Below are 17288 nucleotides of genomic sequence, written 5' to 3' on the forward strand. Positions count from 1 at the left end.
GTTAAGCTTTTGCCGCGCTATCTGCCGGAACCAAATCGATTTATGTTGGCTTGTCGAAGTGAACTCCAAGACGTCGGGAGGCCTCGATGGGAACCACAAAAATCATCCTCGCAGGCGCTGCGGTCATCACCATGCTCGCATCCAGCGCTTTTGCTGACGATCTGACCGGAATGGTCACGCGGATCGACCGGCTCAACGGCACCATTTCGATCCAGCAGATCCAGAAGGGCACGGTCGGCGGCAGCGCCGGTGGTGCCGGCGCGATGCAGGAATACAAGACCAAGGATGCCGCCATGCTGGACGCGGTTCATGCCGGCGACAGGGTGACGTATTCGGCCACCGACACCAACGGCACGGGCACGCTGACGAAGCTGCAGAAGCAATAGGCTTTGCTTCGCCTCTTCGTGCCTGCAACACGGCGTCATGGCCGGGCTTGTCCCGGCCATCCACGTTTACCACAAGCCAAGAACGTGGATGCCCGGGACAAGCCCGGGCATGACGATCCATTATTGCTCGGGCCGCGGCTCCGGCTGCGCATCTTCCGTGGGGAGCTTCGCGTGCTCCCAGCCGTCGGTGCCTTCGGGGTACCAGGCGATGTTGGAGTAGCCGTAGGCCTGCGCGCGCTTGGCGGCATTCCACGACATCCAGCAATCGGCGAGGCAATAGATCACCAGCAGCGCGGCCTTGTCGCCGCGTGAGGCACGCGCGAGGCCGCGCTGGAGATAATCGTCCATCGCCGGCGACAGACTGCCGTAGCCGGTATCGGGCAGCCAGATGCTGCCCGGAATGTTTTTGCGCGGCATGTCGCGCCAGACCGTGCCTTCGGGCAGGTTCTTCGGCTTCGGCGGACGCGGGAGCACGTCAACGAATGCACCGCTCTTCGCGCGCCAGATCGCTTCGGCCTCCTCTGTGGTCAGCACACGCGCGTTCGCCAGCGTCGCCGGCACCGGCGCGCGGTAATTGTCGGTGCGATACCCCTCGGGCTCGAACGGCTCCTGCTGCTGCGCGAATGCCGGCGCCGTCAGCATGACGGCGACGAGCGCAGCGGCAGAAGCCCGTCTCATGGCGTCTTCTTGGCCGTCTCCGCACCGAGCGGCCGGTCGCTCTCGTCCAGCAACGGCACACCGAAGTCGAGCAGGATCTTGTTGATCTCGCCCTGGTTCTCCTGGATCAGCCGGTTGAGCTGCCGCTTCCAGTTCTGGTCGGCGGGCCGTACGCCCATGCCGATGCGATAGACCAATTTCGGCCCCGTCGTTTCTTTCACCAGCGGCGTGACATGGAGCGAGCCGGCCTTCTTGGCGTAATAGCCGGCCATCGGTCCCCACAGCACGCCGGCGTCGATCTTGCCGGCGGCGAGATCGTCGATCATGGCCTGCGCCGAATTGTCGAAGCGCGTGTCGATCATCAAGGGATAAGGCTTTGCATCGCCCATCAAGCCTGCAAGGGCCATGTTGGTCGCCGGCGGAGTACCGGCGACGATGCCGACATGCTTGCCTTTCAGGCGCGCATCCTCGAGCGTATCGACCTCCTCGAGCCCGCTGCCCGTCTTGGCAACCAGCGCATAGGTCGTGCGGTAATAGGGATTGGTGCCCTGCACGAGGTCGTCGCCTTGCGGGAAGCCCATGATGACATCGCAGCGATGCGCGCCCAGCGTCATCCGCACGAAACCGGTGGCCTGCGGAAAGAACACGTAGTCGAGCTTCTTCTGCAGCTTGTCCGCCAGGAATTCGGCGAGCTTGTTCTCAAAGCCCTCGCCCTTCTCGTTGGAGAACGGCAGATTGCGCGGGTCGGCGCAGACGCGCAGAACCTTCGGATCGACCAGCTCGAACGAGAGGTCTCCGGTCTCGCTTGTCTGCGCCAGGGCGACGTCGCCCAGAGCGCAGGTTGCAGCCAGGCCCCACAGCAGGGCCAACCAGCGACGATGTCGTCCGGCCTCCGTCATCGCGCTTCCTCCTCATTTTGTTTGAATGTTATCAACGCATGACGCGCCATGTTTTGCCAAGCCTTGTGCCGGCTTCGCTTTGCTGCAGTGCAACGCGACAAACCCTTCGAACTGAGGCGGAAAAGTGTTTCGCATTGCTTTCGTGATTGCAGTCTTGTCCCTGGGAACGGCGACGCTAGCACGCGCCGGAGCAGCCGAATTGCCTGTGAGCGAAGTCGCGCCGGGAATCTTCCTACACTCCGGGACCATCGCCCTGATGAGCCGCGAGAACGAGGGCGGCATCGCCAATGTCGGCTTCATCGTGGGCGATGACGCGGTGGCCGTGATCGACACCGGCGGCAGTTTTCGCGAGGGCGAGGCGCTACTGGCGGCGGTGAAGGCACGCACCAAGAAGCCGATCCGCTACGTCATCAACACCCACGGCCATCCCGACCATGTCTTCGGCAACGCCGCCTTCGTTGCTGAGGGAACCAGCTTCGTCGGCCACAGCAAGCTGCCGCAGGCGCTGGCGAGCCGCGGCCCGTTTTATCTCGACAATTTCAGACGCATCATGGGCAGTGAGTTGATCGATCCTGTGAAGATCGTGCCGCCGACGATGCTCGTCACGGACACACTGACGCTCGATCTTGGCGCCCGCCGCCTGACCTTGCGCGCATGGCCGGCCGGGCACAGCGACAATGATCTGACCGTTTACGACGAAACCACCAAGACCCTGTTTGCCGGCGATCTTGTCTTTCTCCGCCACATTCCGGTGATGGACGGCAGCATTCGCGGCTGGCTCGCCACGCTCGGGGATCTGGAGACCATCCCGGCCGTGCGCGTCATTCCCGGTCACGGCCCTGTGAGCGCGTGGCCTGCGGCGCTGGCGGATGAACGGCGTTACCTGTCAAAGCTGTTGTCCGACGTCCGCACGCTGAACAAGAAAGGCGAGCCGATCCGGGCCGCCGCGGACAAGGCGGCCACTGAAGAGCGGTCGCACTGGCAGCTGTTCGAGGACTACAATGCCCGCAACGCAACCGCAGCATTTTCGGAAATTGAATGGGAGTAGCGGGCGCGCTACGCTAGGCCAGACACTGCTTCGCCTGCGGGATCACGACCATGATGGGATGCACTCGCCGCCTGCCCCTGATCGCCGCCTTGCTCGGCATCGCCCTCGCGATGCCGGCGCAGGCCGAGGATGCCTATGATCCCTGGCCGGGCCTGGTGCAGGACATCTTCAATAGCCGTCCGATGAATGACGGTGCTGATATCATCGGCATCGAGATGCCCTATCGCGCCGAGGACGCCGCCATCGTGCCGGTGACCCTGCGCAGCAAGCTGTCGCCGGCCGACAGCCGCCGCATCCGCTCGATCACGCTGGTGATCGACCGCAACCCCGCGCCGATGGCGGCGAAGTTCGAGCTTGGCGCGGATGCCAATGTCACCGAGATCTCCACCCGCGTGCGCGTCAACAACTATACCGACGTCCACGCCGTCGCAGAGCTGAGCGACGGTCAGCTCTACGTTTCCAAGGTCTATGTGAAGGCCTCAGGCGGCTGCTCGGCGCCGGCGGGAAAGAACGTCGAGGAAGCCAGGAACCGGCTCGGCCAGATGCGCTACCGCCAATTCGCGCGCGAGGAAGCACCGGCGAGCCGCGTCCGCGAAGCCCAGATCATGATCGGCCATCCCAACAATTCCGGCCTGCAGATGGACCAGGTCACGCAGCTCTATATTCCCGCTTTCTTCGTCAACCAGCTCAAGCTGACGCAGGACGACAGCCCCGTGCTCTCGATGGAAGGCGGCATCTCGATCTCCGAGGATCCCAATTTGCGCTTCACCTACGTCTCCAATGGCGCGAAGCGCTTCCGCGCCGAGGCAAAGGACACGGATGGGCACGTGTTCCGCAACGAGTGGGATGTGGAGAAGCCGGGGACGTGAGGCGACCTGCCTTCCCCTCTTCCCTTGTGGGAGAGGGTGGATCGCCGCGGAGCGGCGAGACGGGTGAGGGGTTGCCTCCGCGCGCACCTCTCTCACGCTAGAATACGCCGATAGAACCCCTCATCCGGCGCTTCGCGCCACCTTCTCCCACAAGGGGAGAAGGAGGAAAGCTCCGTCTGCGCCGCTATACTAGAAACACCTCACCTCAGCCTCGGCCTGCGCGCGGCGCAAATCGTTCACCGCCGAGTTCGCCTGCTCGGACGTGCGGAACTGGACGCCGAGATTGCCGCGCACCTGCGACATGCTGAGCGCGGTCTCTGCGGTGACGTAGCGTGCATAAGGCACGATCGAGGCGACCACGTCGATCGAGCAGGAACATTGCTCGATCGACTGACGGCTCTCGCCATTGGCCTTCATGCAGCCATAGACATATTCCGCGCGCGCGGAGGTCGGATAGTCGTTGGCCTCCTCGGCCCGGGCCACGCACGCGGTCGCCGCCAATACCGCCAATGCGGCGACAATCGGTCGTAGCTGTCCGGCCAGTTTCATGCGCGTCCTCCCGCTGGTTGCGAGCAAAGCTATGCTATGCGTATTGTCCTGAAAAGCACTCTGTCAGAGGAAACGGCTCACAAGGCGATGAGAGTTTTGGGACGAACATTGGCGCTCGCGGCGACGCTGGCTCTGACGCTGGCAGCTCCAGCCGACGCTGCTGATACCATCCGTCTCGCGGTGCAGAAGACCGGGACATTTTCCTGGGAGCTGGCCGCGATCCGCAGCGCCGGCCTCGACAAGGAGGCTGATCTGTCGCTGGAGGTCACCGAGCTCGCGAGCACCGAGGCCGGCAAGATCGCGATGCGCGCCGGCAGCGCCGACATCATTCTGTCCGACTGGCTGTGGGTGTCGCGCGAGCGCGGACTGGGCGCAAAGCTCACCTTCTATCCCTATTCCAGCGCGCTCGGCGCGGTGATGGTACCGGCCTCCTCGCCGATCAAGACGCTCGCCGACCTCAAGGGCCGCAAGCTCGCGGTCGCCGGCGGGCCGATCGACAAGAGCTGGCTGCTGCTCCAGGCGCGGATGAAGCAGGACGGCATCGACCTGAAGTCGGAAGCGACCATCGTCTACGGCGCCCCGCCGCTGATCGCCGCCAAGGCCCTCGACGGCGAGATGGAGGCGAGCCTCAACTTCTGGAATTTCTGTGCCCAGCTCGAGGCCAAGGGTTTCAGGCGCCTCGCCGGCATCGAGGAGATTTTGCCGAAGCTGGGCGCCAAGGGTGCGGTGTCCGCGGTCGGCTATGTCTTCGACGAGAGCTGGGCCGCGAGCCACAAGGATGCCGTCGCCCGCTTCATCGCGATGACCCGCAAGGCCAAGCAGCTGCTGGTCACATCCGATGCGGCCTGGGAGAAGATTGCGCCGCTCACCGGCACGAGTGACCCGGCCATGCTGAAGACCTACCGCGAGCGCTACCGCGACGGCATTCCGCGGCGGAGCATCGACGACGAGGAGAAGGATGCGCGCGTGCTCTACCGCGTGCTGGCCGAGATCGGCGGCCGCGATCTGGTCGGACCGGCATCCGAGCTCGATCCCGGCACTTTCTATCACGCAGTCCCCGGAGATTGAGGTGCTGCGTCTGCTGTCGTTCGCCCTTTTCCTCGTGATCTGGTGGGTTGCCGCGCTGGCCGTGGGCGGCGCCAAGCTGCCCTCCCCGCCTGCCGTGCTTCAGGTGATGATCGCGGAAGCGTCGAGCGGCGCGCTGTTCCTGCATCTCGGGGCGACGCTGGCCCGCGTCGCGCTCGCTTTCACCTTGGCGATGTCGCTCGGCAGCGCGATCGGATATTTGATGGGGCGGGTGAAGCTCGCCGACCGGCTCGGCGATCCCTGGCTGATCCTGCTGCTCAACTTGCCGGCGCTGGTCGTGATCGTGCTCGCTTACATCTGGGCCGGCCTGACCGAAGCCGCGGCCATCGCGGCGATCGCCATCAACAAGCTGCCGACGGCCATCGTTACCTTGCGCGAGGGCACGCGCGCGCTCGACCGGTCGCTGGACGAGATGGCAAGCGTGTTCGCGATGCCGCGCTGGCGTGCGTTCCGCCACGTCGTGCTGCCGCAGCTTGCGCCCTATATCGCGGCCTCGGCCCGCTCCGGCCTGTCGCTGGTGTGGAAGATCGTGCTGGTCGCCGAGCTGCTCGGGCGGCCGAACGGCGTCGGCTTCGAGATCGGCGTCGCCTTCCAGCTGTTCGACACGCCGCGGCTGCTGGCCTATTCGCTGACCTTCGCCGCCGTCGTGCTCGTCATCGAAACCTTGCTGGTGCAGCCGTTCGAAGCCCGCGCAAACAGGTGGCGGCCCCGTGCGGCTTGAGGTCGATATCACAGGCAAGACGTTCAGGAGCGCTGCGGGCGGAACGCACGAGGTGCTGGCGCCGATCAAGTTCGCGCTGCAATCCGGCGAGGTCGGCGTGCTGATCGGCCCCTCAGGCTGCGGCAAGAGCACGATGCTGCGCATCATCCTTGGACTTGACCACGATTTTGCGGGCCGCGTCGCGCGGCCGCCGGAGGCCCGGGTCGGCATGGTGTTCCAGGAGCCGCGGCTGCTGCCCTGGCGTTCGGTCGAGCAGAACGTGCGGCTGGCGGCGCCTGAGGTCACCGAGGCAAAACTGTCGGAGCTGTTCAGGATCCTGGAGCTGGACGCGCATCGCAGCCACTTCCCCGGCGAATTGTCGCTGGGTCTTGCCCGCCGCGTCGCGCTCGCCCGCGCGTTTGCGGTAGAGCCCGACCTGCTCGTGCTCGACGAGCCGCTGGCCTCGCTCGACGACGCGCTCGCCGGCCGCCTGCGCGACGAGATCGCGACGCTGGTGGCGAGCCGCCCGGTGATGACGCTGCTCGTCACCCACAGTCTCGACGATGCGATCCGCCTCGGCGACCGCCTGTTCTTCCTGTCGCCGCGGCCGGCGCGAATTCTGGCCGAGGTGCCCATCGGCATACCGCGCGAGGCGCGCGGTGAAGCCGAGATCGCGGCGATCAAGGCCGGGCTTGCGCGGGATGTCTCATAGGCAAATGCGCGAGGCGTGCTAGATTGGGCCGCAGCGGAGTCTGCTGATGAAGCGAACGATCGCCCTGACGGCGCTGGGCCTTGCTCTGCTCGCGACAACGGCGCGCGCGCAGGACATGTTGCGCGACCTCGACCTGACGTCACCCGCCATGGTCTCCGCCGAGATGAGCCGGCAGGAGGTCGAGGCCATGCTGGCCAATGCGAACGCCAGTACGCCCGCCGATTTCACCGGCAAGCGGTTATCGGGGCTCGATCTCAGTGGTCTCGACCTGACCAAGGCGGTTCTCCGGACGGCACGGCTCAACAAGACGAAACTCTCCGGCGCCCGGCTGGACGGAGCGATTCTCGATCAGGCATGGCTGTTGGATGCGGATCTCAGAGGCGCGAGCCTGAAGGGGGCCAATCTATTCGCATCACAGATGGCGCGCGCTCGCCTCGACGGCGCCGATCTGACCGGGGCGCGCATCGCCGCCGATCTCAGCGGCGCGAGCCTGGTCGGCGCGACGATCGCGGATGCGCATCTCGGTGCCGACATGCGCAACCAGTCGATGGGACTGATGCGCGCCGTGCTGCGATCCGCCAATCTGGCGCAGTTGAACGCGCGCAACGCCGATCTGTCCCGGGTCGATCTCGAATTTGCCTCGCTCAAGGGGGCCGACCTGACAGGCGCATCGCTCAGAAACGCTCAGCTCGGCGGCGCCGACCTGAGCGGGGCAACCGTCATCGACACCGATTTCGAGGGCGCCGATCTCACCTCCGCCAGGCTGATTGCGCCGATTGGTCTTGACCGCGCCAAGAATTTCGACAAGGCAAAGAACCGCGAGCGCCTGATCAAACAATAGCGGCGCCGCTTGGGAGGATCGATGCGTTGGTGTCTCGTTTTGATCGCAGTGTTGGTGTGTGCCGGTGAAGCCGCCGCGCAGACCAAGGGCAAAGGCATCCGGCTCTGGAACCTGACGACGGAGACGATCTCCGGCTTCCAGCTCTCGCCGGCCGGCAAGACCGACTGGGGACCGAACCAGTGCCTGAACGACAAGGACAAGGAGGTCGACCACGACGAGCGGCTGCGCATCACCGGCGTCGAGCCCGGCCGCTACGACGCCAAGGTCAGCTATCCCAGCGCGCGGCAGTGCATCGTTCGCGACATCGAGATCAAGGCCGATGCGGTGTTCTCGATCGCCGACAAGGACCTGAAGGACTGCACGAAGTAGCTGGCGGCTCTCCCTCATCCTGAGGAGCCTGCGCAGCAGGCGTCTCGAAGGATGAAGGGCCCGGCTTTGGCGGCGGGGCCTGCATGGTTCGAGACGCCGCTTCGCGGCTCCTCACCATGAGGGGATAGATTTCGTCAGGCCTCACGCCTTGTCGTTGGGATGCGGATATTCGCAGCGCCAGCGCACTGCCTGCCATTTCGGGTGCTCGCCGACCCATTGCGCGATATAGGGCGGCGCGGCCATCACGCACTGGCGGGGCGAGCCCGCATAGTTGAACACCAGATGCTGCTCCTCGCAGGTCGCAGGCGAGAGCACCGCACACACAGTCACCACCAGGTCGATCGGGTTCATGCCGGGATCCTCTCACGGGCGCGATTGAGACTAGCATGAAGGGCTACGTTTCGGGCAGCGGGAAGTTTCAGAGCCGGCCGATACGACGGCGGAACTTCACCCTCCGACCTCGCCTTCGGCGGCACCGACTTCATCCAGCCAGACGTGAAACCGGCGCCTTGCCGCCCGCTCATTTCGTCAATAAGCTGGTTCCCCACAACGCTAACAGGCTGATGGCTCTCACAGAAACCTCCTGGCGCGACGTCGCCGTCGCCGTGAATCTGCTGGCGTGCGTCGCCGGCATCACTGCCTTCACGGGCCACGTCCGGCAGGCAGTTGCGCAAACGCCGTCGGACAAATCGGACGCGGGCCGCCCCGAGCCATCCCGTAACGCAAACAATGACCAGCCCGCGGTCAAGCTTACGCCCAGCCAGCAGGGGCAGGTCGGACTCGAAACCGCGGTTGTCAAAGCCGCTCCGCATCCCGAGCAAATCCGTGCCTATGGAGCGGTGCTGGACATCTCCCGCATCACGGAGCTCACCAACAACTACGCCAATGCGCAGGCTCAACTGCAGACGGCGCAGGCCCGGCTTGAAGTCGCCAAGAGCGCATTCGACCGCACCAAGAATCTGGTCGACTCCGCCGCTCTCCCGAGAAAGGAAGCCGAGACTGCCGAGGGAACGTTGCGGGCCGACAGGGCGGCGCTGACCGCAGCGGAATCGCAGGTCCGAACTCTCGCGGCAACAGCGCAGCAGGAGTGGGGACCGGTCATCGGCCGGGGAATCCTCGAACGCGCCCCCACCGTTGTCAGGCTGATCGAGCGCGACCAATTCCTTGTTCAGGTGACGTTGCCGCCGGGCGCGGCTGTGACGGCGGCGCCGGGCGCGGCTCTCGCGCAGGCGCCGACGCGGAATGCGAATATCGATCTCCAATACCTCTCCCCGGCAACACGCACCGATCCCCGGATCCAGGGATTGAGCTATTTTTTCTCTGCCCCCGGCGACAGCGGGCTGCTGCCCGGCATGAACACCATCGTTTATGTGCCGTCGGGCAACACCTACGAGGGCGTGTTCATCGAGGACACCGCGATCGTGCGGTGGCAGGGACGAGCGTGGGTTTACCTGCGTGTGGGCCCCGATAGCTTCCGTCGGCAGCCTATCAGCATGGATCAGCCGGTCTCGGACGATGACTACGTCGTCCGGGACATTCCATCCGGGTCTGAAATCGTCATGCGGGGTGCACAGGTCCTGTTGTCCGAGGAAGCCAAGAGTGAGCTCCGGGGCGGCGATGACGACTGATGACATCGGCTCCGGCAGGTCAGGGCCACAAGCCGCTCTCATCACCTTCGCTATCCGCTTCCGTGGAATCGTCCTTGCACTGTCGTTCGCGCTGCTGGGCTACGGCCTCTTTGCGCTAGGTGAAGCCAAATACGGCGTCTTCCCCGAATTCGCCCCGCCCCAGGTCACCATCCAAACCGAAGCTCCCGGCCTTAGCCCGGAGCATGTCGAGATCCTGGTCACGCAACCGATCGAGACGTCGATCAACGGACTCGCGGGGGTCGAAAGTCTGCGCTCGTCATCGATCCAGGGCCTCTCGGTCGTGACAGTCGTCTTCCAACCCCACAGCGATATCTACCGCGCGCGCCAACTGGTAACGGAGCGTCTCGCGGTCGTCGCCGCGCGACTGCCGCAGGGTGTTCAACCGCCGTCGACGACGCCGTTGACCCCGTTGGCCGGCACCGTGCTGGTCATCGGCCTCACGTCCGACACGCGATCGCTCATGGAATTGCGCACCGTCGCGGACTGGACCGTGGCAAGACGACTGCTGGCAGTCCCGGGCGTGGCGCAAGTTTCCATATACGGCAAGGACGTCAGGTCTTTGCAGGTCCAGGTCCGTCCGGATGATTTGATCCGCTTTCGTGTCGGCCTGAACGATGTGCTCGCCGCCGCGCGCAAGGCATCCGGCGTGCGCGGTGCCGGTTTCATCGATACCGCCAATCAGCGCATCACGCTGCAAACCCAGGGCCAGTCACTGACGCCCGACCAGCTTGCCCGCACGGTTCTTCTGCACGAAGGCGGCGCCAGCGTGGTCCTCGGCGACGTCGCCACCGTCGTCACTGCTCCCGAGCCGCCGATTGGGGCCGCCCTCATCGACGGCGAGCCGGGCATCATGCTGATGATCAGCCAGCAATACGGCGCGAACACGCGAGAGGTCACCACACGCGCGGAAGCCGCGCTGCAGGAGCTGCGCCCCGGCCTCGAAGCCGACGGCGTCAAGCTACATGCGGACATATTTCGTCCCGCCAATTTCATCGACGCCGCAACAAAGAGCGTTCTCAACGCGCTGCTGATCGGCGGGGCGCTCGTGGTCGTCGTTCTCTTTCTATTTCTGTTCGACTGGCGAACCTCGATCATCAGCTGCACCGCGATCCCCCTGTCGCTGATCGCGGCTGTGCTCGCGCTGCAATGGATGGGCGAGACGCTCAACACGATGACGCTGGGCGGCCTCGCCATCGCGATCGGCGAAGTTGTCGATGACGCCGTCATCGGCGTCGAAAACGTCGTACGCCGGTTGCGGGAAAATCGCAGGGCGACGATACCGAGACCCGAGCCTCGCGTCGTGCTCGATGCCTTCCTCGAGGTCCGCACCGCCGTTGCCTATGCGACGTTTGCGGTGCTGCTGGTTTTCTTCCCGGTTCTGGCGCTTTCCGGCATCGCCGGCCGTCTGTTCGGCCCCCTTGCCATAGCTTACATCCTCGCCGTGATAGCCTCGCTCGCGGTCGCCCTCACGGTGACGCCGGCTCTCTCCATGATGCTCCTCGCGGGCAGAACCGGCAGCGAACGCCTGCATGAACCGCCCGCGGTGAGGTGGTCCCGCCGTCATTACCAGCGCTTGCTGCGTCGTATCGGCCGCTTCCCGAAGCTGGTGATGGCGGCAGCCGCGGCCGTCACGATCGCCGGCGCAGCGATGCTCCCCTTCTTCGGCGGAACATTCCTGCCGGATCTGCGCGAAGGCCATCTGATCCTGCATGTCTCCGCGATCCCCGGCACCTCGCTCGACGAATCCCTGCGCATCGGCAAATTGATGACGGATAAGCTGCGACAGATCCCCGGCGTCCGCAGGGTGGCGCAGCATGCCGGGCGCGCCGAGGCCGGCATCGACACGGTTGGTCCGCATTCCAGCGAATTCGAGATCGATCTGGAGCCGGGGCTCTCGGGTCGGGCCCAATCCGAAGCCGAGGCGCGCATCAGGGCAGCCTTGGCCGATTTTCCCGGAATCGTCTTCTCAACCAAGACCTATTTGACGGAGCGCGTGGAAGAGACGGTATCGGGCTTCACCGCCGCGGTTGTCATCAACATCTACGGGCCCGACCTCGACTCGCTCGATCGTGCTGCACGGGACGTTGCGCGCGAGCTCGACGAGGTTGGGGGCGCCACGGACGTGCAGCGACGATCTCCGCCGGGAATGCCGCAGGTCAATGTGACGCTTCGCCCGACCGATCTACAGCGTTGGGGCCTCGATGCCGTCGATGTGCTCGAGCTGGTGCGCACCGCCTATCAGGGCGACATCGTCGGCCAGGGCTATGAAGGCAATGTTGTCTTCAACATCATCGTGATTCTCGATGCGCATGTCCGGGCGCGCCTCACTCAGATCGGCGATTTGCCGGTGCGCACGCCGAGCGGTGCCTACATTCTGCTAAAGCAGATCGCGGACGTCTACGAAACCTCCGGGCGTTATCAGATCCAGCACCAGAATGCGCAGCGCGTGCAGACCGTCACGTCGAATGTCAGCGGACGCGACCTCGAATCCTTCGTGGCCGCCGCCAAGCGCAAGCTCGCGCGCGAGGTCACGCTCCCGCCCGGTGCTCATCTCGAATTTGCCGGGGCAGCCGAGGCGCAGGCCCGGTCGCGGCGCGACCTCCTCGTCAACTCTTTGCTGGCCGGAACGGGCATCATCGTTCTGCTTGCGATGGTGACCGGACATTGGCGCAATCTGTTGCTGGTCATGATCAACTTGCCGTTTGCCTTTGTCGGCGGCGTGTTCGCATTGGCGTTGACGGGCGGGCTGCTGTCGCTCGGATCGATGGTCGGCTTTGTCACGCTGTTCGGCATCACGCTGCGCAACTCGATTCTCATCATCTCGCACTACGAGCATCTTGTTCTGGTCGAGGGCCGCGTGTGGGGGCTTGATACCGCGATCGAGGGCGCGGCAGACCGCCTCGTTCCGATTCTGATGACGTCTCTCGTGACGGGCCTCGGATTGCTACCGCTTGCGATAGGCGCCGGAGAGCCGGGACGTGAAATCGAGGGCCCGATGGCGATCGTCATCCTCGGTGGGTTGACGACGTCGATGGCGCTCAGCCTGCTGGTCCTGCCGACGCTGGCGCTTCGATACGCCCGTTTCAACAGCCAGCCGAAGGACACGCCGGAGCGTGACGATCTGAAGCCTCAAATCATGCGGCAGCGCTGACCGAGCGTCAGCGCATGATGACGGGCGAAAAAACGAAGGCCGTTCTTGGCGGGAAGGACCGACCCGAGCGATCACGTTCCATGAACGTCTGGGCGCGGGGTGCCGAAGGATGGGGCGCGACGGCGCCCCGACACTACCACGGCTTCGATGGCATTCGCCACCGAAGCCGCGGCAGGTTCGTCAGTCTTACTTGCGCGCAGCGCAGGCGTACATGTTGATTTCCATGCCGACCGGCACTTCCACGATCTTCGGAGCTTTCCAAGCCATCCGGGGTCTCCCAAGGTATTGAGCGCGACAATCGCGCCGGGCAAAACCTAGGGCTGCCTCAGGTGTAGCGCAAGCTGGAATCGAACCACGGAGCACAGCGAACTGTCGCATAACGCTTGCGAATTTCGCTCTCGTGCAAGCCGCCTTCGCTCCCAGTCAAACGCTTGCCGCACTCACCGCAGCAAGCGCAGCAGCGCCCGGCCGGCACGCGAGTTGAGCTCCTTCGCGTCCAGCGTTCCGTCCTTGTCCGGATTGGCCGCATTGAAGCGCTGTTCGACCACGGCGAGATACTCGTCGAGCGTCAGCGTCCCATCGCGATCGGGATCGGCGGCCGCGAGCTCCTTCGCCGTTAACCGTCCGCGCAATTCGCGCGCGTCCAGCGTGCCGTCGTGATCGGGATCGAGCTTTGCGAACAGCGCGGTCGCGGCCTTCTTAACCTCGGCCAGATCGAGCGTGCCGTCATTGTCGGTGTCGAACATCTTGACGGCGGATGCCGACCAGGCCGGGCCGGACAGCACTGCAAGCGTGAGCGCAAGTGCAACAGAGCGACGCGATATCATCAAGACCTCCCAGATCAAGAGCCCCGATTCGGGCGGGATCGAGCAGATTAAGTCCGCAAGGCGAGCCCGGGTTCAAGCGGAATTGCAACCTGCATACGGTCACCTCGGGGGAACCCGCCCGTCCGCAACTCCGCCGCTTTCGTCCGGTGCTGCATCATGCGGCGGAATTTTTTCAGCGCCTGCGCACAAGTGCAACGTGTGTTGTCAGGTTTCCGTCAGGTCACCGGCATCAGGCGTCCATCATATCGGCATCGCGATTACGACTTTCGTATTGACGCGTTTTGCATTCGGGCGGAGTGTTGTGATCGCAGCGTCAAAAGGCGCGCATATTGGGAGGAACGGATGAAACGCTTTGCGATGGCCGCGAGCCTCGTCATGCTTGCATCAACTTGTGCGTACGCACAGACCAGCGAACAGCTGGTCAAGGGTGCGACCGACACGTCGAACGTTCTCAACTACGGGATGGGCTACAATCTGCAGCGCTTCTCGACGCTGAACCAGATCAACAGGGACACCGTCAAGAACCTCGTCCCGGTCTGGAACTACTCCTTCAACGACGATCGCAGCGAAGAATCGCAGCCGCTGGTGTACCAAGGCGTCATCTACGTGACCTCTCACAACGCGACCATGGCGGTCGACGCCAAGACCGGCAAGCAGATCTGGAAATCCAAGATCGAATATCCCGCCGAGACGCCGCGCATCGTCTGCTGCGGCATCATCAACCGCGGCGCGGCGCTCTATGACGGCAAGGTGTTCCGCACCACGCTGGATGCCAACGTGATCGCGCTCGACGCCAAGGACGGCAAGGAGCTGTGGCGGCAGAAGGCGGCCGACATCAAGGAAGGCTATTCGATGACGGTGGCCCCACTGGTGGCCGACGGCGTCGTCATCACCGGCATCTCCGGCGCCGAGTTCGGCACCCGCGGCTTCATCGATGGCTGGGATCCGGCCACCGGCAAGCATCTCTGGCGCACCCACTCGATCCCCTCGCCCGACGAGCCCGGCGGCGACACCTGGAAGGGCGATACCTGGAAGCTCGGCGGCGGCTCGACCTGGATCACCGGGTCCTACGATCCCGAATTGAACACGGTGTATTGGGGCATCGGCAATCCCGGCCCATTCAATTCAGCGGTGCGCCCCGGCGACAATCTCTACACCTGCTCCGTGCTGGCGATGGATCCCAAGACCGGCAAGATCAAGTGGCACTACCAGTTCTCGCCGAACAATCCGTTCGACTATGACTCGGTCGCCGAGATGGTGCTCGCCGACATGAATGTCGAGGGCAAGCCGACCAAGGTGCTGATGGACGCCAACCGCAACGGCTTCTTCTACGTGCTCGACCGCACCAACGGGAAGCTGCTCGCGGCTAACCCCTATGTGAAGGTGAACTGGGCGACCGGCATCGACATGAAGAGCGGCCGTCCGATCGAGACCGATGTTTCGAAGGACGCACGCGAGGGCAAGAAGGTTACGGTCTATCCGTCGATCCTTGGCGGCAAGAACTGGGAGCCGATGTCGTTCAACCCGCAGACCGGCCTCGCCTACGCCAACACCCTCGCCTTCGGCGGCCGGTACAAGACCGAGCCCGTCACCTTCAAGCAGGGTGAATGGTATCTCGGCATGGACCTCACCGACCTCTGGGAATGGGGTGACGGCCCGCGCGGCCATCTGAAGGCGATCGATCCCATGACCGGCAAGGCCAAGTGGGAAGCCCCCGCCGACATTCCGCGCTTCTCGGGCGTGCTCTCGACCGCGGGCGGCGTCGTGTTCACGGGAGCGCTGACCGGCGAGTTCGAGGCGTTCGATGCCGACACCGGCAAGAAGCTCTGGCAGTTCCAGACCGGCTCCGGCATCGAGGGACAGCCGGTGACCTGGCAGCAGGACGGCGTGCAATACGTCGCGGTCACGAGCGGCTATGGCGGCGTCTACTCGCTGTTCTCCGGCGACGAGCGGCTTGCCAAGGTGCCGCCCGGTGGCTCGCTGTGGGTTTTTGCAGTCAAGCAGTAACCACGGCACGATGCTGAAAGAGGCAGCTCACAGGACGGTGGCGATGATCGCCACCGTCGCGGCGCTGACGGTCGCGCTTGCGGCGACCGTTCGTGCCGCGGACGATGCAACCGGCAATCCGCTTCAGGCGCAGATCGACCATGGCAAGTCGACCTATGCTTCGAAATGCTCGCACTGCCACGGCCCCAACATGATGAACTCCGGCACCATCACGCCGGACCTGCGCGCCTTTCCCGACGACAAGACGCGCTTCGTCACAACCGTGAAGAACGGCAAGAACAACAAGATGCCGCCCTGGGGCGACATCCTCAGCGAGGACGAGATCGGCGATCTCTGGGTCTTCGTCTCGAGCCGGAGGAAGCCATGAGGACCTGGCTTGCCGCGTGGAGCGTTGCCGCGCTTCTCGCGGCGACGGCTGCGCATGCGGCCGACGATCCGCTGAAGATCTGCCTCGACGAGGACCGGCCGCCGCTTTCGGTGCATCACAAGGGCAAGCCGGAGGCAGGCTTCGACGTGCTGCTGGCGCAGGCCATTGCGGAGCGGATGGGGCGACCGCTGAAAATCCAGTGGTTCGAGAGCAAGCTGGACGAGGATTCCAGCCCGCAGCTCGAAGCCAATGCGCTGCTCTCCGACGGGCGCTGCGCGCTGGTCGGCGGCTATGCGCTGACGCAGGATTCCCTGGTCAAGCCCGGCATGAAGACCGCGCGCCTGCCGGATTTCGCCGGGGCGACGCGCGATGACCGGCGCCGCCGCGTCGCGCTCGGCGTGCTCGCGCCGAGCCAGCCCTACATCTATTCGCCGATGACGGTGGTGCTCGGGCCGAAGGCGAAAGGACGTGGGATCACCGACATCGGCGATCTCGCCGGCCTCCGTCTCGCGATCGAGAGCGGATCGCTGGGCGATGCCATCCTGATGACGTTCGACAAGGGACGCCTGATCGACAGCATCACCCATCTCGTCCCCGGCCGCGACGACCTCCTCGGCGCGCTCGCGCGCGGCGACCATGACGCAACGCTGATCGACCTCGGCCGCTTCGACGCCTACCGCGCCGCGCATCCCGATACAGCGATCACCGCGTCCGGTTATTACTATCCCATCGGCGCCAATCGCGGCTATGTCGGGCTCGCCAGCGATCCTGCCCTGATCGACGCGGTCAACAAGGCGCTGACGGATCTCGCCGCGGCGGGGAAGATCGCCGAGTTCGGCAAGCAGTCCGGCCTCACCTACCTGCCGCCGCGCGAGCCGGCCATCCTCGGCGATGTCTGGATGAAGATCATCCAGCGGTGAGGCTATCGTGTCCCGGACGCGCTATGCGTTGCTGCGCAGAGCCGGGACCCAGCAGGCACGCGACTGAGGTTTGGCACGCTGCTGCATCAACATCGTCATTGCGAGCGCAGCGAAACAATCCAGAGTCCCTCCGCGGAAAGATCCTGGATTGCTTCGCTGCGCTCGCAATGACGGAGTGTGGAGTTGCGGCATCGACTCGCCTAACGGCACCCCGAACCGTACGATGCCCGCATTCCATCCGCCCCTTGGGT

General features: G+C 64.6%; 19 protein-coding genes. 13 read left to right on the forward strand and 6 right to left on the reverse strand.

What is annotated here, in order from left to right; genetic code table 11:
• The first annotated feature begins 86 nt into the window (after positions 1-86).
• Complete coding sequence (locus A7X65_RS21660; protein ID WP_063688466.1) at positions 87-386, forward strand: copper-binding protein; 300 nt, start codon at positions 87-89, stop codon at positions 384-386.
• A 120-nt stretch (positions 387-506) separates the two neighbouring features.
• On the opposite strand, the gene A7X65_RS21665 is transcribed toward A7X65_RS21660, so the two are convergent.
• Positions 507-1064 carry a PQQ-dependent catabolism-associated CXXCW motif protein gene (locus A7X65_RS21665; RefSeq protein ID WP_063688469.1) on the reverse strand — a complete coding sequence of 186 codons (558 nt, stop codon included), beginning with the start codon at positions 1062-1064 and terminating at the stop codon, positions 507-509.
• Entirely contained in the window at positions 1061-1942 is an 882-nt protein-coding gene (locus tag A7X65_RS21670; protein ID WP_063688471.1) for a substrate-binding domain-containing protein, read from the reverse strand. Before A7X65_RS21670 ends, A7X65_RS21665 begins: the two co-directional genes overlap by 4 nt.
• A gap of 124 nt (positions 1943-2066) precedes the next feature.
• Here A7X65_RS21670 and A7X65_RS21675 point away from each other — a divergent pair, with 124 nt between their 5' ends.
• Together A7X65_RS21675 and A7X65_RS21680 are read left to right on the forward strand one after the other, a co-directional pair.
• Complete coding sequence (locus A7X65_RS21675) at positions 2067-2990, forward strand: quinoprotein relay system zinc metallohydrolase 2 (protein WP_063688474.1); 924 nt, start codon at positions 2067-2069, stop codon at positions 2988-2990.
• 50 nt (positions 2991-3040) lie between these two features.
• On the forward strand, positions 3041-3859 hold the full coding sequence (locus tag A7X65_RS21680; protein WP_063688477.1) for a quinoprotein dehydrogenase-associated SoxYZ-like carrier: 819 nt from the start codon (positions 3041-3043) through the stop codon (positions 3857-3859).
• 189 nt (positions 3860-4048) lie between these two features.
• Here the strand turns inward: A7X65_RS21680 and A7X65_RS21685 are convergent, their stop codons facing one another.
• Positions 4049-4408, reverse strand: a complete 360-nt coding sequence (locus A7X65_RS21685; RefSeq protein ID WP_027562375.1) for a hypothetical protein — start codon at positions 4406-4408, stop codon at positions 4049-4051.
• An 87-nt stretch (positions 4409-4495) separates the two neighbouring features.
• Between A7X65_RS21685 and A7X65_RS21690 the strand changes: the two genes are divergently transcribed.
• Genes A7X65_RS21690 through A7X65_RS21710 form a run of 5 tightly spaced genes read left to right on the forward strand, consistent with a single transcriptional unit; the run spans position 4496 to position 8116 of the window.
• A complete protein-coding gene (locus A7X65_RS21690; RefSeq protein WP_063688480.1) occupies positions 4496-5476 on the forward strand; it encodes an ABC transporter substrate-binding protein in 981 nt (326 codons plus the stop codon).
• 1 nt (position 5477) lies between these two features.
• Entirely contained in the window at positions 5478-6215 is a 738-nt protein-coding gene (locus A7X65_RS21695) for an ABC transporter permease (protein ID WP_063688483.1), read from the forward strand.
• Positions 6205-6906 (forward strand): ABC transporter ATP-binding protein, encoded by a 702-nt coding sequence (locus A7X65_RS21700; RefSeq protein WP_063688486.1) that lies wholly within the window; start codon positions 6205-6207, stop codon positions 6904-6906. The genes A7X65_RS21695 and A7X65_RS21700 overlap by 11 nt, the downstream gene beginning before the upstream one ends.
• 46 nt (positions 6907-6952) lie before the next feature.
• Positions 6953-7747 (forward strand): pentapeptide repeat-containing protein, encoded by a 795-nt coding sequence (locus tag A7X65_RS21705; protein ID WP_063688489.1) that lies wholly within the window; start codon positions 6953-6955, stop codon positions 7745-7747.
• Positions 7748-7768: 21 nt separating this feature from the next.
• Positions 7769-8116: a hypothetical protein gene (locus A7X65_RS21710; RefSeq protein ID WP_063688491.1), complete on the forward strand. Its 348-nt coding sequence runs from the start codon at positions 7769-7771 to the stop codon at positions 8114-8116.
• A gap of 141 nt (positions 8117-8257) precedes the next feature.
• Here A7X65_RS21710 and A7X65_RS21715 read toward each other — a convergent pair whose 3' ends face one another.
• Positions 8258-8467 (reverse strand): hypothetical protein, encoded by a 210-nt coding sequence (locus A7X65_RS21715; RefSeq protein WP_063688494.1) that lies wholly within the window; start codon positions 8465-8467, stop codon positions 8258-8260.
• 212 nt (positions 8468-8679) lie between these two features.
• On the opposite strand from A7X65_RS21715, the gene A7X65_RS21720 reads away from it, so the two are divergent.
• Positions 8680-9744 (forward strand): efflux RND transporter periplasmic adaptor subunit, encoded by a 1065-nt coding sequence (locus A7X65_RS21720; RefSeq protein WP_063688497.1) that lies wholly within the window; start codon positions 8680-8682, stop codon positions 9742-9744.
• Positions 9734-12916 carry an efflux RND transporter permease subunit gene (locus A7X65_RS21725; RefSeq protein ID WP_063688499.1) on the forward strand — a complete coding sequence of 1061 codons (3183 nt, stop codon included), beginning with the start codon at positions 9734-9736 and terminating at the stop codon, positions 12914-12916. The genes A7X65_RS21720 and A7X65_RS21725 overlap by 11 nt, the downstream gene beginning before the upstream one ends.
• A 186-nt stretch (positions 12917-13102) precedes the next feature.
• Here the strand turns inward: A7X65_RS21725 and pqqA are convergent, their stop codons facing one another.
• Positions 13103-13183 carry a pyrroloquinoline quinone precursor peptide PqqA gene (pqqA, locus tag A7X65_RS21730; protein ID WP_012029362.1) on the reverse strand — a complete coding sequence of 27 codons (81 nt, stop codon included), beginning with the start codon at positions 13181-13183 and terminating at the stop codon, positions 13103-13105.
• Positions 13184-13356: 173 nt separating this feature from the next.
• Entirely contained in the window at positions 13357-13743 is a 387-nt protein-coding gene (lanM, locus tag A7X65_RS21735) for a lanmodulin LanM (RefSeq protein ID WP_063690681.1), read from the reverse strand.
• A gap of 342 nt (positions 13744-14085) precedes the next feature.
• Between lanM and A7X65_RS21740 the strand changes: the two genes are divergently transcribed.
• Genes A7X65_RS21740 through A7X65_RS21750 form a run of 3 tightly spaced genes read left to right on the forward strand, consistent with a single transcriptional unit; the run spans position 14086 to position 17037 of the window.
• Positions 14086-15750, forward strand: coding sequence for a methanol/ethanol family PQQ-dependent dehydrogenase (locus A7X65_RS21740; protein WP_063688502.1), 1665 nt, complete (start codon positions 14086-14088; stop codon positions 15748-15750).
• A 10-nt stretch (positions 15751-15760) separates the two neighbouring features.
• A complete protein-coding gene (locus tag A7X65_RS21745; protein ID WP_063688504.1) occupies positions 15761-16117 on the forward strand; it encodes a c-type cytochrome in 357 nt (118 codons plus the stop codon).
• Complete coding sequence (locus A7X65_RS21750) at positions 16114-17037, forward strand: substrate-binding periplasmic protein (protein WP_063688507.1); 924 nt, start codon at positions 16114-16116, stop codon at positions 17035-17037. Before A7X65_RS21745 ends, A7X65_RS21750 begins: the two co-directional genes overlap by 4 nt.
• The last annotated feature ends 251 nt before the right edge of the window (positions 17038-17288 follow it).

It is taken from the genome of Bradyrhizobium stylosanthis (assembly GCF_001641335.1).
Lineage (GTDB): Bacteria > Pseudomonadota > Alphaproteobacteria > Rhizobiales > Xanthobacteraceae > Bradyrhizobium > Bradyrhizobium stylosanthis.